17 protein-coding genes are annotated in these 18,097 nt (G+C 35.6%); 7 read left to right on the forward strand and 10 right to left on the reverse strand.

All coding sequences use genetic code 11. From position 1 onward, the window contains the following. Positions 1 to 22: 22 nt before the first annotated feature. The 5 genes from EJF25_RS02590 to EJF25_RS02610 all read right to left on the reverse strand — a co-directional run bounded on the left by EJF25_RS02590 (position 23) and on the right by EJF25_RS02610 (position 5,117). A complete protein-coding gene (locus EJF25_RS02590; protein WP_004310686.1) occupies positions 23 to 1,270 on the reverse strand; it encodes a primase-helicase family protein in 1,248 nt (415 codons plus the stop codon). Beyond that, positions 1,257 to 1,586, reverse strand: a complete 330-nt coding sequence (locus EJF25_RS02595; protein WP_004310684.1) for a helix-turn-helix transcriptional regulator — start codon at positions 1,584 to 1,586, stop codon at positions 1,257 to 1,259. Before EJF25_RS02595 ends, EJF25_RS02590 begins: the two co-directional genes overlap by 14 nt. 206 nt (positions 1,587 to 1,792) lie before the next feature. After that, on the reverse strand, positions 1,793 to 2,818 hold the full coding sequence (locus tag EJF25_RS02600; RefSeq protein WP_004310681.1) for an ORF6N domain-containing protein: 1,026 nt from the start codon (positions 2,816 to 2,818) through the stop codon (positions 1,793 to 1,795). A 27-nt stretch (positions 2,819 to 2,845) separates the two neighbouring features. Beyond that, positions 2,846 to 3,766: a DUF6043 family protein gene (locus tag EJF25_RS02605; RefSeq protein WP_004310679.1), complete on the reverse strand. Its 921-nt coding sequence runs from the start codon at positions 3,764 to 3,766 to the stop codon at positions 2,846 to 2,848. Between the two features lie 13 nt (positions 3,767 to 3,779). After that, positions 3,780 to 5,117 (reverse strand): site-specific integrase, encoded by a 1,338-nt coding sequence (locus EJF25_RS02610; protein WP_004310677.1) that lies wholly within the window; start codon positions 5,115 to 5,117, stop codon positions 3,780 to 3,782. Positions 5,118 to 5,594: 477 nt separating this feature from the next. Between EJF25_RS02610 and EJF25_RS02615 the strand changes: the two genes are divergently transcribed. The 7 genes from EJF25_RS02615 to EJF25_RS02645 all read left to right on the forward strand — a co-directional run bounded on the left by EJF25_RS02615 (position 5,595) and on the right by EJF25_RS02645 (position 15,430). Beyond that, positions 5,595 to 6,854: a hypothetical protein gene (locus EJF25_RS02615; protein ID WP_125039885.1), complete on the forward strand. Its 1,260-nt coding sequence runs from the start codon at positions 5,595 to 5,597 to the stop codon at positions 6,852 to 6,854. A 266-nt stretch (positions 6,855 to 7,120) separates the two neighbouring features. Continuing rightward, positions 7,121 to 7,417: a helix-turn-helix domain-containing protein gene (locus EJF25_RS02620; RefSeq protein WP_235016682.1), complete on the forward strand. Its 297-nt coding sequence runs from the start codon at positions 7,121 to 7,123 to the stop codon at positions 7,415 to 7,417. 156 nt (positions 7,418 to 7,573) lie between these two features. Beyond that, positions 7,574 to 8,881, forward strand: a complete 1,308-nt coding sequence (locus EJF25_RS02625; protein WP_125039886.1) for a hypothetical protein — start codon at positions 7,574 to 7,576, stop codon at positions 8,879 to 8,881. A 62-nt stretch (positions 8,882 to 8,943) separates the two neighbouring features. After that, a complete protein-coding gene (locus EJF25_RS02630) occupies positions 8,944 to 9,291 on the forward strand; it encodes a hypothetical protein (protein WP_125039887.1) in 348 nt (115 codons plus the stop codon). A 3-nt stretch (positions 9,292 to 9,294) separates the two neighbouring features. Further along, positions 9,295 to 11,106 (forward strand): hypothetical protein, encoded by a 1,812-nt coding sequence (locus EJF25_RS02635; protein ID WP_125039888.1) that lies wholly within the window; start codon positions 9,295 to 9,297, stop codon positions 11,104 to 11,106. A 903-nt stretch (positions 11,107 to 12,009) separates the two neighbouring features. Next, positions 12,010 to 13,101 carry an AAA family ATPase gene (locus EJF25_RS02640; RefSeq protein WP_044094920.1) on the forward strand — a complete coding sequence of 364 codons (1,092 nt, stop codon included), beginning with the start codon at positions 12,010 to 12,012 and terminating at the stop codon, positions 13,099 to 13,101. Between the two features lies 1 nt (position 13,102). Beyond that, entirely contained in the window at positions 13,103 to 15,430 is a 2,328-nt protein-coding gene (locus EJF25_RS02645) for a S8 family peptidase (RefSeq protein ID WP_125039889.1), read from the forward strand. Positions 15,431 to 15,629: 199 nt separating this feature from the next. Here the strand turns inward: EJF25_RS02645 and EJF25_RS02650 are convergent, their stop codons facing one another. The 5 genes from EJF25_RS02650 to EJF25_RS26100 form a co-directional block, all read right to left on the reverse strand. After that, on the reverse strand, positions 15,630 to 16,067 hold the full coding sequence (locus EJF25_RS02650; RefSeq protein ID WP_125039890.1) for a hypothetical protein: 438 nt from the start codon (positions 16,065 to 16,067) through the stop codon (positions 15,630 to 15,632). 24 nt (positions 16,068 to 16,091) lie between these two features. Then, a complete protein-coding gene (locus tag EJF25_RS02655; RefSeq protein ID WP_235016683.1) occupies positions 16,092 to 16,631 on the reverse strand; it encodes a hypothetical protein in 540 nt (179 codons plus the stop codon). Position 16,632: 1 nt separating this feature from the next. Further along, a complete protein-coding gene (locus tag EJF25_RS02660) occupies positions 16,633 to 16,962 on the reverse strand; it encodes a hypothetical protein (RefSeq protein WP_125039891.1) in 330 nt (109 codons plus the stop codon). Between the two features lie 298 nt (positions 16,963 to 17,260). After that, positions 17,261 to 17,584 (reverse strand): ubiquinol-cytochrome C chaperone family protein, encoded by a 324-nt coding sequence (locus EJF25_RS26095; RefSeq protein WP_262707187.1) that lies wholly within the window; start codon positions 17,582 to 17,584, stop codon positions 17,261 to 17,263. Then, a complete protein-coding gene (locus EJF25_RS26100) occupies positions 17,581 to 17,985 on the reverse strand; it encodes a DUF3944 domain-containing protein (RefSeq protein WP_262707188.1) in 405 nt (134 codons plus the stop codon). The genes EJF25_RS26095 and EJF25_RS26100 overlap by 4 nt, the downstream gene beginning before the upstream one ends. Positions 17,986 to 18,097: the final 112 nt, after the last annotated feature.

Consider the following 18,097-nt stretch of genomic DNA (forward strand, 5'->3'; position numbering starts at 1 on the left):
TGTTTCATCATATTCAACAACCTCAACGATAATCTTTCAATTTTTCACGGGTAACGGTATAAAAGCGTCCCACCTTTTTGGACGATGCAGAATACTTCTGTCCCGGCAGCACGGATATTTGATAGGTGGAGTAGGACAGCGCATTGGATGCTGGCTCCAGTTTCCAGTACTGTTGCAGAACATTCCTCACCTGATGACGCTCCATCTTTACCATAGAGTAATTGAACAACGCTAACAAGTCGTTGATACAGAAATCTACCACATCCACCTGCATTGTGTCCATGATGTCAAGCAACAGTTCTGCCATATCAAGTTCAATGCGACTGCGGTTGCAACGGATGATTTTCTCCAATGCTTCCGTACGGATGAGTGAGGGAGAAAACCACATACGGCTTTCTTCTTTGGTGGTTAGATTTCGATGTTGTAGATGGTACAGAAATGCAGGTATCTCATCTTGCAGTTTCTGAAGAAAAGAGGTGTCGTCTTTTCCCAACCTACTAATCTTTCTTACCCAATAGCGTGTCTCCTCTGGCTCAATGTAAACAGGGAAATTCTCATTGTTGGAACACAATACGAATTTGGCAAAGAACTGCACTTCATAGCGGTCTTTGCCCTTTGCCTCCATCTTGTATGAGTGTGCCGTACTGAGGTTTTTCAATCGTTCGCTATCTTCCCTACGGTTGAGTAGCACCTCGTCCACCACTATCATCAGTTTACCTGCCCAGTCGGCATTAAACTGGCTCCGAAAGTCCTCATTGGTGTTGAAGGTCACGTTCTCTTGAAACAACGCTTTCAGAAAATTCAGGAACGTACTCTTACCCGTGTTCCGTTCCTCCGACACTAATAGAAGTATCGGTAACTTCTGCGTTGGTTTTAGGTATAACAGTTGAAGATAATCCATTCCCAATTTATATTGCTCACCAAAGATGTGTTCAATCAAGGATTGTATATGATTAAACTCACCTTCTTTTGGAATGTGGGTTATTGGCTCATAGAGATTATAAAAGTTATTCACGTTTAATTGGTAATCTGTATGACTTGGCATAGTGCAGAATCCGTCATATTTCGGAATGAGTGCCGCTTCATCCTTGCCGTGGTCTAATCGGAATACGCTCATTTTCCATTCAACCCGCATTTTGCGGAATGATCCATTCATCATTGGCTGATTGATAATACGAAACAAGGTTGTACCGATACGGACATACTCTTCCTCGATATTCTCAATTTTTCCACTTGTAGGAGTAACAAGTGCATTATCAATCTTTTCCATAACCAGATATTTTGTTGGTTTCCCCCAAGATGCGCTTCACGTCTGAGAAGCGGTATCTTACTTTGTTTCCCACCTTGATTGCTTTCAGGTAGTTGCGCTTGTTCCAAAGCCATAAGGTGGTGTCGCAAACGCCACACATTTCCTTGACTTCCTCACGTGTCAGCAGTTTATCTTCATTGGTGGCTTTGAGTGCAACAGCCACTTCATTCACTGCGCGACTAATAAGTTCATCAGAGAAGTGGCGTAAATCTTCACTCGTAATCTCCAATTTGATATTAGCTGTGCTATTGGAGATGATTTGCATTAAATCTGTCATAGCATATATGTGCTGCCATAGTCCGACACAATCACTTTGGCAGCATTATAAATGATTGCGCCACCGCTCCGACATTGGAACGATGGCGCAAAAGTATAAATGCAATTCGCTATAATTCAACAATCTACATTTCGCTATTTTCGCTGAAATCATAAACGAAAGAAACGAAATGTAAGGTAATCAATTTGGTTCGTCTGAAAATGGTCTTATCTCAATGTCAATACTGGATTTTGAACAAGTTGGTCTATAACTGGATGGTAAATGGCTCCATCAGTAACCGCTGTAATTGTCGTAACTTTATTGCCTCCGTCTTTCGATGAAGCGCCACAATGGTAAATCTGTTCATCAGCCGTTTGGTAATCAATGACAATATACCTGTCGTGGAATATTCCCCCAGACGTTTGCAGCGAAATGGTAACATTGGGATATTCACGGCAGAAATCGTTAAACTCGGCTTGGTGCAACCTATTACCGATATTGTCGGAGAATACTACAACATTCACATTAGCCGGAACATCTTTAAGGAGAACCAATGTCTTCAATCCGATGTAATTATCAACTACAAATATCGTTTTCTTGGCGGTTGCATAAATCTGTTGGTAAGCCAAATCCGATTCAACAGGTTGCCCATTGAGTATCAACCAACCTCTCCTTACTGAAGGATTGCCAAAATCAAGCATGACATTTGCCAGTTCCGACTTCGTAACGACATTACCCAAAGCACCTATTATATCGGCAACTTTGTCATCAACGGCTGATAGGGATTTGCGCAAATCAAGCAGGTCTTGTGTGTTTTGGGTTGTCTGCAAGGACAGTTGCAGATACTCCCTTTGCCCCAATAATGGTTGATTATCTACGATATAGTCTTTCATCTGTTTGAAGATGCGAATCAAAGCCTTACTTTGCTTGGTTGCCAAATCTCCTTTTAGAACAGTCATAAGCATATATATACCTTGTTCCGTGAAAGCATAAGGGTTGTATCTACGACCGCCCCAACTTGAGGTGGAATTTTTGCACCTCAAGATTTCACACTCTTCATCGGACAACTGAAACATGAAGTCTTGCTCAAACTTTTCAATGTTGTTCTTTACTTGACGGTTAAAATCTTTGGTGCTATAGCCATAGATTTTGGCTAAGTCCATATCCAGCATTACACGAACACCTCTAATGCTGTATATATAACCTTTCAGATATTCAGCATTGATTTCTTGGGCGATGATATCTTTATCCATATCATTAAATTAAATAGGTTCATACTTTTAGTTATTTACTTCTGTGAGGTAAGTCTTCCACTCATTGATAAGCGACCGTTCAATACCATTGTCTTTTATTCTCCCTCTGTTTGTACTGTCATTCAACTTCTTTATAGAAATTTGAAGATTTCGCACAGTCTTCAAATCGCAATTCGGTAGTTCATTGGCAAGTAGCTTATGGAATGTTGTGACATCGCAGCCTGTCAGAAGTTCTTCCTCTTGAAGGGCAAAATACAATCGTGCCAAATCGGTGCCTGTGTGCTGCGTTGAAACTCTCAATTTTATCTTCTCCAAAATCTGTTCTTGATTTCCGTGAAGATAATCTTTCAATGTGCGTGATGGCTGCTCACTTGTTGACGATTTTTCTTCGACAGGTTTATCATCAAAAGACAATCTATCAATGGTTGTTTCTACGACACAATCATCCTCAATAGCCTTTTTCTCCTGATGGAAATTCTGCCAATCCTCTTTTGTTCGCATTTTGTTACGAATACTACTGTTGATAACTACTTTAATCATTATAGCAGCTATCTTTTTCTCAAAAAAATTGTTCGCGGGATTATGTGTTTCTGCTTCTAATTGGGTGACCATAGTTTCATAGCACTTGCCGTAATAAAGCCATGCCAACATTGCAGGAGCTATTGAATCGTTTTGCAAATTGTGAAACTCCCCAACCAATAATCTTGCAGCATCGGCATCTGCCGAATAACTTTGCAGACGGTGTTCGTCAGCAAGGTCTCCATGACACTCGTTTTGATATTTACGCATCATTTGAGGGGTGAGTTTCCATCCTAATTTGAAAACCTTTTGCAAACCAGTTGCTGATTTGTTGTTCACTTCAGCAACGAATCTGTCATATTCTTCCGGATGGCTGTTGAGCCATTCTTTAACATCTTGTTTGAATTGTTCGAAATCTTGTTTTGCCATAGTCTTTCCCTTATTAGTCCAACAGGTGAACAAGTTCTTGTTTCATTTCCTCGTCAATCTCCCTATATCGGCGAAACGCCTTGCTGCCTTCCTTGTGTCCCGATACCGATGAAACAAGATCTGGGTCTTTCACCTTCTTATACATATTGCCAATGAATGTCTTTCGGGCAGTATGTGTGGTTGCGACTTCATACAAATACTTCTGCTCAGGATTGCGAGTAAGTGGGTTAAGCACTGTGACAATTCTGTCAAGACCAGCCAACTGGAACGCTTCTTTGATGGCTTGATTATATTTTTGCTCTGATATAAAGGGAAGCAGGGTTGCGCCTGCGTAATCTTTGTAACGTTCAAGTATGGTTTTCGCAACACTATTCAGTGGCACTCTTATTGTTCGGGGATTATGGCTGCGTGTCTTTTCTTGTATATATTCCAATGCTCCGTTCACGATGTTTTTCTTTGTGAGCTTATAAAAATCGCCCACACGACAACCTACAACAGATTGGAACACAAAGATATCACGTTGAATGGCAAGTTGTGGACGAGCAGACAAATCAGCTTCAAACAATTTGTCACGTTCTTGAAGGGTAATATAAATCGGAGTTCCATAAAGACATTCTTCCAAAGGGAACTTGTCAAACGGTCGATTGGTGGTCTTGCCTTGATTATAGCACCAGATAAAAAAGGTACGTATGCGTGAGAAACTGTCTATAAGAGTATTCTTCCCTCTCGGTTGAGGAGTCCGTTTCTCGGGAATGGTCTCGTATATATCGGGATATTCTTCTGCATACATATATTCGTTCTCCATAAAATCCCACATATCGGCAAGCGTCTCTTTGGTGGTAGTATGAATATCAAGGGTAAAATGTTTCATTCCACGCCTTGTTTTTCTGACAAACAATTCATAGCGCATGAGAGCCCTTTTTACTACACGGAAGTTTTTCTTCCGTACCTCCGAAAGATTGTGTTTCTCCAAAAACTCATCGAAAAGTTCGGCAAAAGTAGGTGGATTCTCTATTGCCAGTTCTTCTTCTGTCTTGTACTTTTCGGGATGATGGAATTTGTCTATGACTTCTCCGAGCCATTCACTTCCTGCATCCTCTTTGTATTCTTTCTCAATCATTCGGGTCAATGCCTGCACTTTATGGTTCAAGTCCATCTTTTCGTTTTCTGCCACCAAAGCTACACGGTCTTTATAGCCCTGCCGGTCAGCACTCCAATGGTTCGGGCTGATAACAAGTTCGCTTGCTGCCTTGATGTCTTTCTTTCCATCACGCAAACGAAAATAGATAGTAGCCTTAGTATCTACATCGTTCTTTTTGGCAGTCTTCCGTATAAATGCAGTCACTTTCATAATCTTCAATTTAATTTCTGGATTGAACACTGCAAAGTTAGCAAATTGTTCCCAAATTGTTCCCAATTATCCCGAAATAATTTCAATCTTATTAAATTTAATTCGATTCAATGCTGTTTGTAAATCGTTTATATATAGGTAAATATACGGAATTTTGTTGTGAGTAGAATTTGTTCTCATCTATTGATATTTAATATTTCAAATGCGGGTATGGGTACTTAGAAACCTTCATGAATGGCTGATTTAAAAGCTTTTATGAAGGTTTTTTCTTTCTCTACTGAAACATTACTGAAACTTTCTGCTTTTCTATTTAGTTTGTGGAGTGCTTGGTAAACTCTCTTATTCTCAAAGTTAATACTAATCTCTCTTTCTTTCTAGTAGTTTCATGCTTTTTTGCACCATTTATCCTCTAAAATCAGGATAATAAGTTTTTCTATAATATATTTGTAGATAGAATTACTATAAAAACTAATGGATATGAAACAAATGACACACAAAATTATAGGAGAATCATGGTCTGAGAAGGAATTAATATGTTACTTGGTTAACCTTCGAAGAGCGCATAAACATACTTGCCAAGATTATAGCTTGTCTTTTTCAGAGAAGTTGTTTGCTATATTAGTTGTTTCTTATATGGCGCAGGATTCTGAAAGAGTAGATAAATATTTGAAACTAACGGAAAAGGGATTGAGTACTACTACTCTGTGGAAAACTGCTACTGAAATGTCAATGCGTGTTCATGGTACTTTAGGAAAAAGTGTTGCTTGTGTATCCACGTTTATTGCATTAGGGGTTGCGTTAGGGGGAGTGAAGGTATGGCAATATCTTAGAGAAGAGGATCGGAATGCGTTAACTACTAATATAAGTGCTTTTCTAATTACGACTAAAGAATTACCTGTAAGGTGCATTAGTAATTATACCCGTTGGCGAGATTACAATAAAGTCCGTGGGGAAATTATTCCTTTGTATACACTATTGCCTAAGCTAACTCAATGTGTTATAAGTTTCCCGACTTATGATCAGTATATTGATTTTATAACATTAATTTATTCGGCATATTATTATCTTTATGATGTGAAATCTCCTAAATTTTCTGATTACATATTTGATATAGTTCATTCTAAAGAGTTAAAACTGAATGATAAATTGTATGATGATTTATGTCATTCGCCTTTTAGATATGAAGTACATGCTGAATATCAGGATTATTGTGTTAGAAAGAAAATAAAAGAAAATTCTCTTTTTGTAACGGAGTGCTTTTCACCCCAAAGTAATACTTCGGAAGCTGAGACTGAAAATAAGAATAAAGTCGCTTCTGCTAATATTAGTCAAAAGGATTATTTCCCAAATCTGTCATTAGATAGTAATAAGATAAAAAGACTTTATGATGTGTTAGTTGGGAAAAAATTTATTTCAGGAGATACGGATTACTCAGTTTTTCATTTTCGTTTTTCGGGAATTGATAAACCCCAATATTTGCCAGAAATAATATGTATAAGGGATAAGAAAGAACTATCTTACTTAATTTATCGGTTAACACGCAAGGAAATATGTAATGAAAAAGATGCGGATACAAATACCACACGTGATTTTTATAAGAAGGTGAAAGTTTTCTTTAACGTGAAAAAAGAAGCTTGGAAGGATAATGATAATATTAGTGATATGGTTAGAAAGATAGGTGATGACAAGCAGAAAGAGATTCTCAAATTATTGAAAGAAGCCTTGGAGACGAATTGATATGGTATAATATATGTGATGTAAGATGCTTCATTTGTTTCTTACCATACCCCATAAACGACTATTCTTTACCGGAATAGTCGTTTTTTATTGCTAATAATTTTATCTAAAATAGCCTAATTATATTCTATTCAAAATAAGTTTTTTCTATCGAGAGAGAAAAGATTTCTATCGAGCTATAAATGTAATCTATCGATTCTATCTAACTATAACACACTGATTATTAAATGATTACCTTCGCAGAGTGAAAATAAATGTTAATAGCCATGATAGAATCGAATATTAAATTAGTGGTAATACCCGAAGAGAAATTAGACCTCTTATTAAATGGCGTTACTCAAATTCAACAGCAATTGGAAGCGATGACGGGAACTCAATCACAGAGGGAAGGGTACTATACAAGCTTTGAGGTTCGCAAGATTTTAGGTATATCTCAAAAGACGTGGCAAACTTATCGGGATCAACGTAGAATCCCTTTTTGCCAGTTCGGTAGAAAGATTTATGTGAAGATAACGGATTTAAATGAATTCATAGAGTCTCACAAAATCAATTCACGAAGTTAACGGTTACAGTTTTATCATGTTTGTATTAGTCTAGAATAATGTAAATATTATTAAGAATTGTATCCAAGTAAATAACCTTGAATAGATGACTTTGTTGAGAGATAATGCTAGCTAATCTTGATGTCAAAGTTATCTATTCATAAATTAAGAAACAAAATGAGTGAAGAATCTTTGAAAAACAATGATGTGAATATGGGAACAATTAATGAAAATGGTCTGAACGAAGTGTCAGGCACTGATCAGGTTAACAATGAACAATCGAAAGGTGATATATCCGCTGCGGATGGTCAGGAATCGCAGGAAACGTTAGATGAAGTGCCTGTAGGTCAAAATAATCAAGAAAAAATAAAGTCCAAAACTTTAGTGACTTTACTCTCTTTCTTGATCAGAAAGATGCCATATAAAGTGCATTATTTATTTTCCTATCGTGAAGCTATAAAGCACGGGCTGAAAATAGCATTCTTAATAGGTAATAGGGAGGTTTATTCAAGTCAGATTGATAAACTGTATAATGAACTCAGTTCCAGTTCGGGTAAGAAGTTCTCCAACCCTGTTATAGTTGTGTCTTTGGAAAGAGCTTTAAGGAGTGGGTTAAAAGCAGTGGATGCTGATGGAAAAGAGATCACATTAGATGCTCCAGATTTATGGCTGTATGTAGCAATCCTCGATGGACAACATAGGTTAATGGTATGCTTGGAACATTTGGATGTTGATTTAGATTTGGAATTGATAGATTATGACGGTAATCTAATGTCATTTATTCAAATTCTGAATTCTATGGATAAGAATTGGAATAATGAAGACCGCAAAAAATCTAATTTGGCGACGGGTAAGTCTACCAACCAATTATATATAGAATCTGAAATAATACAGCGTGAGTTTGGTGTGTCTCCTAAGTATGCGGAGTATCTTTTGACATTCAAAAGAGATGCTACTAAGAAAAAAGACCTTATTGCAGGCAAGGATTCTACTCCCTATAATGAGGAAAATGGAAAGAGGGGGCATCAGCTATATAAGTCTATCGCTTATAAGTTTGGAGACGATAAAAATGTGAAGAGAGTGGAGTTTATTGATGCGATCGTTCATGTTCATAGTCAGAATGGTGATTCAAATAACCAAACGTTCACTCGTGACATGACATGTTTCATAACTATGATGGACGATACTACCAGAAATAAAATCATCACTCGGTTGGCAAACAAAAATTACGGGGAACTAAAAAGTACCTTGCTTAGTGATTTTCAAACGTTCTGCTCTTCGCATAAAGATGACATGGAAGACCTTGAGAAGGAACAAGATATGAAGATATCTGAGTGGAAATCGCAGAAGGAAACGGTGGCTGCTAAGAATGACATCATTAAAACTCTCAAAAAAGGTACTCCGAATGAAATTCTAGCAAATAGAAAAAAGGTAGCTACCCAAAATGCTTTAAAGAAAACGAAGCAACAGACAGAGAATAAGTAGTTTCTAATTTTATCTTCTCCTCCATGTGACAGGTGGAGGGGATTTTTAATCTATCACAAATTATGATGACATTACAAGAATTAAAACAAAAAGGATACATCCTCTGTTTGCCGCAAAAGATACGCTTAGACACGGGACTCATAGGAAAATTGACATGCAATCTACATTGTAATGCCAACGCACTGATGCTACATGTAATTCCTGCTAAGATATTCTTATCAAGGGGATGGTTGGCTGTAGATGATAACGGAGACTTGATCTCTCTTCTTGATACTGATATAGACCGGAAATTAGCACTGATAGAAGATATTAGCTTGTATTTCGCATTGCAGCAGACAAAGCTACCTGATAGCAATATAGTGGTAGACATACTGACAGAGATGCCAAGGGGTAAAAAATGGAATTTCTAGCTTATGGACTCATTGAAAACCATATTGTGTCTTCCTTGCAGAACACCGGAGAGGGTAAAGGTTGTGATTCATCCGGGGGGAAACGGATTTGATATACCTTTTCCGTTTGGAACGATAGTAGTACCGGACACACCAGATGGATATTGCATTTCTAGTGGTTGTGGGTCAGGGAAGACCGAATCTATTAAATCGCTGATACGTCAGAAATGGGATCAAGGTATATTATATTGCGTTGATACGAAAAGCGAATGCAACAGAATGTATCAATGGATCGTAGATAATTTGATTGGCGAGATACTACATGGAGAAACTTTAAAGTTGGATGATGTGCTGATGATTCATTCGGATGCTGATTTTGAGAAGATGAAGGAATACAAGACACATCCAGAGCAAGTGGTTCGTATTAGGATTCTAATCATCACGCATGTACGTTTCTTCACTGACCTGATTAACTATTTCTTGCTTTATGAACCGAATAATCCAAATCCGGTTGTTTCTGTATTTGATGGTGACTTCAAGAAACTAATGCAGCAGGATAATCTGAGAAAATATATCCTTCTTGATGAAACTCCATTGTTCCTAAGACCATTCATAACTTTCTCTAAGGGTTTGTTAGGCGTATTCTCCGAGAAGAATAAAAAGGGTGGTTATCGGTGTAAGTCCCAAACGGATATAAAGGATATGTATAATACATTTGTAAAGGGAGGGAGCTTGGATTTCTATAAAGGGACAGACAGGGTTAGCCAAATCAAACGGGATGTTGTATTGGGGTTGATACCGAAGTATTACTCTGAATGGATGGGGATGAAGGATAAAAACTGTAATATTCATTTCTATCCGTCTGACTTGATACACCCCGGTATGGGTTCCCACGTGATTATCTATGAAGGAGCAGGAGATGTGTTGTTGGGTAAAAGTTCCTACTTTAAGCTAGTTGATATAATCCCCAAGTATAATAGTCAGGTTGATTTTAGAGAATTTACTTTTGGATTGAGCAGAAAACATAGACCGGATAATGCAACGTATGCGTTATTTGTCAAGTCTGTTCGCTCTTTATGTTGTAGTTTGCTTGGGAAAGCACTGATTGTTATCTGGAAAGACTACAGGGCGGATGATGAGAGAACATTAACTAAGGAAGCAGGCAAATCGGAATGGACTGATAAACTTAGAGAAGCATTGCTGACAGAAGGATTAGCCGGAAGTAATTTTACTGTTACATATTATGGTGCATCTGATACCAAATCAACCAATGTATACAGAGATTATCAGAATATTATCCTTTGCGGTAATTGGGATTTACCTCCGTCTGTATCGGGACAACTAAGGAAAGCGTATAACTCTAAAACTGGTCAGGATGAGTATAAATTCTGGTATACGATCCAATTACTCTCCAGAATTGGCATAAGAAAGAATGATGGACTAAAGTATACTGTCTATTACTCTTCTGATCACCCGAAGAAGTTTATCAAGTCTTTGGACGATTACCTGAATAAGAATAAGATAACCATGAAATCGAAGAAGGCTACTACTGATCCCGTATGGATGGTACGAGTAAAATCTATAAAAGGAGGGAGTAAGTATGTAGATAAAATTGGGAAACTGATAAAATATAACCCAGCTTTGGAAAAAGCGATTAGTAATAATGACCAAACCTTTCAGATGGATATTCCTCTTAATATTATTGGGGGAATTATCCCAATGGGAGGCAAAAAACAAAGATCAAACTATAAGAGGTTAATTGATTTTATGAAGACTAGTTTAGGAATTGCCTTGAATATGCCTAATAATAGAAAATCTATAAACCCCAAACCTTAGTCCGTATTTTTGAAATTGCGGTATAATATATATAAGAGTATAAAAATACGGAGTAGTAGAAAATTATCATAAAGATAGTATTAATGAAAACAAATGTTGTTTTCATGAGGAAGTATCTCCCAAAGGAGACACTTTCTCCATGTTAGTGAAGTTATGTAATGTATTAATTGTTTCAATGTATTTGCTTGTTATCCTTTATATATAGCTTCATTATTTCCCCTTCATTTAATCCAATTAGCCATGCAAATAAAAATGACGGACATAATTGAAAACTATGAAGGGATGAGTTTAGAAGCTAAATCATTATTGTCTCAAGTACCCCATTTATTCCAATTATCACTCTCATTGTCTAATTTATCATTTCTCCGAAATCTCCATATCCCAATGAATCCCTAATTGACAACAGGGGGGATTGTCCAAGTGCGGAGCGAGAGTGAACCCTTTAGAGTATGTCTGTGGGAGTGACGTTATTGTCTTTCGTAGTGTAACGGAAAAAGAATAGTCACGAGTTTCTTTAGAGACATACGTGGTGAACGTAAGCGTTAATAAAAGAATGATAACTATGCCGCAATTTCAAAATGCCGGAGTTGCTGTTTCAGTCTCATGCAACATGGGGAATAACCATAGATAACACCTCTTTTAACTGTTACAAAAGATCGAATATTGAAGAGTATAGTTTTAGAAGCAAACTTAATTCCTGTATAAAGATAGGTAAAACTATATATAGTTCAAAAATGAAGAAAAGAGTTTTATTGTGCATATTAAGCTTTTCTTGAGATTAAACAAGCGAATTTTGTGATATTAATATCAAAAAATGTAATCTATATATCGTTTTTTGATATATTATAAACAATAATCGAGATTATTTTGTATATTTGCCGTGAATATTATAAATATGAAACTATGTATACTGAAATAACAAAGATAATTGAATGTGGGTTATCAAAGGATAGTGCAAGGGTTGCAATGTATGCAAAGCTCTTGGCGGAGAAATACGAAGCAGACGGTGAAAAAAAAATGTCTGCTAAGATACGTAGCTTATTAGATAGTAATATTAAGAAAAACTCTCTAATAACAGAGCAGTTTTTAAATCTGCCTGTTGATAATGAAACAAGGCTGAGTATAGCGGATATTTTATCACCAGAAATTAATACAACAGAGTTGATTCTCTCTAACTCTGTTCAAGAAGCAGTAAAAGAGTTTGTTGAAGTTATAGAGCATAAAGAAAAATTTATGGCTTTAGGAATTGAAATACATAACTCTCTTTTGTTATATGGTCCTCCCGGATGTGGAAAGACTTCACTAGCTAAATATATAGCGAAATCTATTCAACTTCCTATCATTATAGCTCGTTTGGACTCTATGATATCATCTCTGTTAGGTAATACATCTAAGAATATTAGAAAATTATTTGAGTTTGCGGATAACAAACCTTGTATTTTATTTTTGGATGAGTTTGATGCTATTGCCAAGAATCGTAAAGACCAGAATGAACAAGGAGAATTAAAAAGGGTTATAAATAGCCTTTTACAAAATATAGATGATTTTTTAGCTAATGGAAATATTTTAATTGCAGCAACAAATCATCAAGAATTATTAGATGATGCTATTTGGAGAAGATTTGAAAAGGTTATATTTATTGATAGACCTGGCTTGGCTGAGAAAAAAGGATTAATAAATAGTTTAATATCCAAGTTTGCTAATAGTTTAACCAAATCTGATGTGGAAAAAATGGCGTTAATGTTAGACAATCTATCATATTCAGAAATAAAAAAGGTCATTAATGGGTCAATAACAAAATCTGTTATTAACAATAGGAATGAATTTAATCTGGTAGATGTTGTATATGGCTATTTTCAATATCAACATTCAAATGAATATACAGAAGAAGAACTTGTTAGATTTTTAAGTGAAAACAATATAAGTCAAAAAGAAATAGCCAAGTTCATAGGAACTTCAATAAGGCAAATCAGGAACTCTTTAAATTTAAAATAATATGAAAAAGTATCTACCAATTAAATTTTATCAGAAACGAGAAATTACAGATGATCGTTTAACTAATGCTGGAGGCTCTAAAGATGATCCTTCTTGGGTGTTACATGGAGAAAGTCTAGAAGAGAGAGCTGGATTACTGAGTACAGGTATTGACGATATTATAAAAACTATTGAAATCAAACCGGATAAATATGATTATATTCCTTCTATAATTGCAGTTGAATTAGATGAAAATGCTGTTGCTAAAACGCATAGAAACTCTATTAAAGAAATATTCAATCAAGAGAGAGATAAAAATAATGTAATTGGTTTTAATAATGAGAACGAACTCTTAATAAAGGTTGATTCTGTGAATGATGCAACAAAAATAAAGAGAAAACTCAATAACTCAATCAGATATGCAAAAGGTATTTCTGCTATTACTAATATTGCAGCATATCAGCCTATAATAGAAAATACCGAAAATAGCAAAGATAGAAAAATAATCAAAGTGTCATTATTTAATTACTTTGATTACAGTTTAAATCAAGCTGTAAAATCTGCATTTCATGACTTATGTAAAGAAAATAATATAATATCAAAAGAGGTCTTTTATACAAATGATTTAATTATTTTTAGATTAGAGAATGTTGAATCTAATGAACAATATTTGAAATTGGAAGAGTTTCCTGCCATAGAATATATCATTCCTATGCCCCAATTCAAAATCTCTAACCAAGAAATAAAACAAAGTATTGACATTGAGTTAGAGAAACCAAAACCTGATAAAGAATATCCAGTCGTAGGAATACTTGATGGAGGTATTGAACAAACGCAACAATTATCTGAATGGATTATTGGTTCTAATAATTCATATCCCGATGAGTTGCTTGATAAGTCACATGGCACATTTATTGGTGGAATAGTGACTTATGGTGATTCCTTAGAAGGGAAAATTATTACTGGAGTGAATGGATGTAAGATTTTTGATGCAGCAGTTTTTCCTGACACCAATAAAGAAAATATTACAGAAGATGAACTTATTGAAAATATAAGAGAAAATATAAAGTCTCATCCAGAAATTAAAATATGGAACATGTCACTTGGCTATGAATGTATGGAGGCTGATTCTGATAACTTTTCAGCTTTTGCTATGGTGCTTGATGACATTCAACAACAATATAATATTATAATATGTAAATCAGCAGGTAATTGTTCTAATTTCTTATCAAATAGACCGACTGGACGAATAACAATCCCTGCTGAAAGTATAGCATCTTTAGTTGTAGGTTCTGTTGGAAATGATGGAACTCCTTCTGTCTTTTCTAGAAAAGGATTCGGTCCTGCCAATATTCATAAGCCAGACCTAGTTAGTTTTGGGGGAAATATGATAAAAGTTGGTGAGAAATATATCATGGACGGTGTTAAATCTTTTGCGACAAATGGTAGCTTTGTGGAGAACCTTGGAACAAGTTTTGCAGCTCCAAGATTAGCAACACTTCTTGCTGGACTAGATTTTAAAATAGCGGAAGAATTTGATCCATTATTATTGAAAGCTCTTGCTATCCACTCTGCTAAATATCCTGATACTAAGTTATCTCAAATAGACCGTGTTCAACTAATGGGATATGGAATTCCTGATACGGTAGAAAATATTCTATATAATTCAGACTATGAGATTACCCTTATTCAATCTGATAGAATTACAAAAGGAAGCTTTATGGAAATACTAGAGTTTCCTTATCCGGAATCATTGATTGACCAGCATGGTTTTTATTATGGAGACGTAACGGTTACTCTTGTTACTTCTCCGGTATTGTTTGCTGGTAATGGAGCTGAATATTGTCAGTCTGATATTGATGTAAAGTTCGGGACATTTGATGAAATCAAACAACTCAAAATTACCCAAGGAAGAAGAAACGAATACGGACCAGATGGGTTTGAAAATCTTCTGATGCCAGATAATTATGGAAGGAGATTTATTAATGCTGATTTTGACAATCCTTTTACTAGGGAACGTACATTGCTGAAATATGGGAAGAAATATCAGCCTGTAAAAAAGTGGCATTTTAACTTAGGTGAATTAACTCCCGCAAATAAAGTAAAATATCTAACAGCTCCTAAAAAATGGGGACTTAGACTTACGGGATTATACAGGGATTTTGCTGAAACTAGAGCTGTTATAGATGGTGAACAGTTATTCCAAGATTTTTGTTTGATAATAACAATAAAAGACCCTAATCAAGAAAAAATGGTTTACAATGAAGTTGCCCACTTGCTAGAAAGTAGAAGTTTTATTCATAATGATATAACTTTAAGGGATTCTATTCAAACACAAGTTAGAATATAATTTATTATTTACATAATTTTCTCCTGTTTATCTAAAAGATAACATGTTTTTAGGTTTTAGGATTATGGGAGTGCTGTTTTTTCATAAATACGAAACTATATAGAAGATTAGTAAATCAAAGCTGAGAGGACAGATCGTCTGGCAGGAAAATTTTAAAAGCAAGGGAAGATAGATCATATTCCACCTTCCCTTTCCTTTTTTAATACGCCAAAGCAAAAATAATCTTATCCGGCATTATTCCAACTTCCGCTAATTTCAACTTGCTTCCTCCAAGTTTAATCGCTGACTTCTTATAGCACTCAATAAATTCCTCCTTTGGCATAAAGAATGGATAACCATACGGAACCCCTCCCCAATAGACGGGAACTTTAAAACCATCGAATCCATGACCTGTTATGATCTTTGCATCGGTACAATAGATTGTCTCTGGATTATAATTAAGCCAATCTATCTCACCATCCCTATATTTGCGCGTAAATATTAGCTCCAAAGTCTTCTCGGATGTAATATCTATTTTGAATCTAATCCCACCGCTAGAGAACTTATCTAAATCCATCTGTATTTCATTTTCGATTTCACTAATTTCTTGTTTGGCGAGATCATACACTTTGCCCATTACAAATATTTTCTTTTTCATATTATTCTAATTTTCTTTCTATTATTATTGATATTTCTCCTTGTCCATCAGTTTTAAACTTAGTTTCTCGTAATTAACAAGTTGGCATAACCGATCTTCATATGTATCTATCAGCCATTGCATACTAACCAATGAATGCCCATCTTCATCTTTATATAGTTCCTCATCTTCATCCGCTATATCTGTCATATCAGAGGTAGTCAGACTGAATATATGAGCAGCCAATTCTATACGTACATAATTAGCATCATTAGTCCCATATAGTTGAGGGGGGTATTTTATTTGGATGAATACTGCATTCTCAAAACAACTGATTCTGTGTCTGACTGGAATATCAGAGAGCCCGTCCATTAGAAGCTCGACTATGGGGTAATCTACTTCCCGTATATCTCCTGTATAATAACACTTCATCGTTTCCACTCTAAAATTGGCTATCAAAGACAAGTCCTGTATTGGCATCTTTGCTAGCCGGGAGTATAAAATTCCGTTATCATCAATATAGCTTTCGGGATCAGTACATTTCAATTCTTTATCTCTTGCTGTTGAAAATCTTTTTACTTTCATATTACTTAGTTTTTTGTGATTTAATAATTAAGGTTGTGTTGTAATTCTCTTTCAGATATTTTTGGAGTTGGGAATATCTGTCTACCCTGCATCTTCCACGTGGACATAGACTAAAAATCTCTTTAAGGCTTATTTCTAGTATCAATCCTTGCTCATTCTTGTTCGTTACCAATGGAGAAGCCAGTTGAGGAAAATATTCTCCTAAAGCCTTTATATCATCGGAGAATTTATTCGTTTGCTCTTTCGAATCGGAGTGTGATTCTACCGGAGTTTTTGGTATGTCACTACAATCTTTATTGAGCGAATACCAGAGTTGGGATGTATCTGTCATAAATTAAAGTATTTAATTCATAGTTAGGGATTTCAAGGTTTTGTAACAGAGTTTCGGCATTTTTTGAGTAGGGAGAAAATAAAAACGAGATACCAACTTAATGATACCTCGTTAATGATAGCTCTCTATAATTTAATCATCGTTATAGCCTTCATCTGGATCGTCACCTTCTTCAGGTCTATCTATATCCCATTCTGTCCATGGGTCTCCTGTATAAACATCCCCATCGTCATCATTGTCATCTCTATACATTTCTAAAGATCTTTCTTTCATACTCTTATCTGATTTATTAGTGTTATTATTCTAACAACATTTGAGAACGTCTACGCATATATATAATTTGAATTACGGAAGGTATTGTTACACGATAAGCAGGACCAGCTACATCAACTAAAGTCCATAAAACGGTCACTAGCCATCCTATTGGTCCAGCGAAAACACTTATATATTTAGTCAATCCGGCATTTAAAGCTAATGAAAGCCCTCTGCCTAATAAAGTTTGAGCAACTGCATTTGCAACAATCACAGCCATCTTATATGGAGCAAACCCACCATTTCTAATAGCCATTTGTAATGCGATTGTCATCCCTTGCTTAGTAGGAGTCTGAGTTTTTATATTCATCTCATCACAAGCTTTTTCATATCTTCTGCTGTCATCTGTTCCAGTGAATCTGTTAATATTTTCTGTAGGAGATATTCTTCTATCATTTCTATAGAAGCGTTCTTATTGTAATTGACTTTCATTCTATTACAAACATCAAATAGGATCGTTCGGTATGTAACACCAGTTTTTCTTATACAATTAGCGATCGTGTTACCGCCAAATAGCTGAAATTCATTCGCTATATCTTCCCACATGCTAGTGAGATGATCGGGATAACATTGGAGATAAGCATTACTTTTTGTCAAAGTTTCCAAATAACGCTTCTTTCCATCCTTATCTGTAGTTAAGTAATCCACTAGGATTTGTAAGTCTTCATTCTTGCAGAAAGCAAGAAATTCTAAATCTTTGTCTTCTTTCATAGTTATTCTTCTATATATTCAACTTTAATCACCCATTACATTATAATAAGCAGTTTATACTACCTTTAGAATATGTACTTTACCACCATATCTGATAAAATCACCTTCTTTA

Origin of the sequence: Bacteroides faecalis, assembly GCF_003865075.1 — a bacterium.
GTDB classification, from domain to species: Bacteria; Bacteroidota; Bacteroidia; order Bacteroidales; family Bacteroidaceae; genus Bacteroides; species Bacteroides faecalis.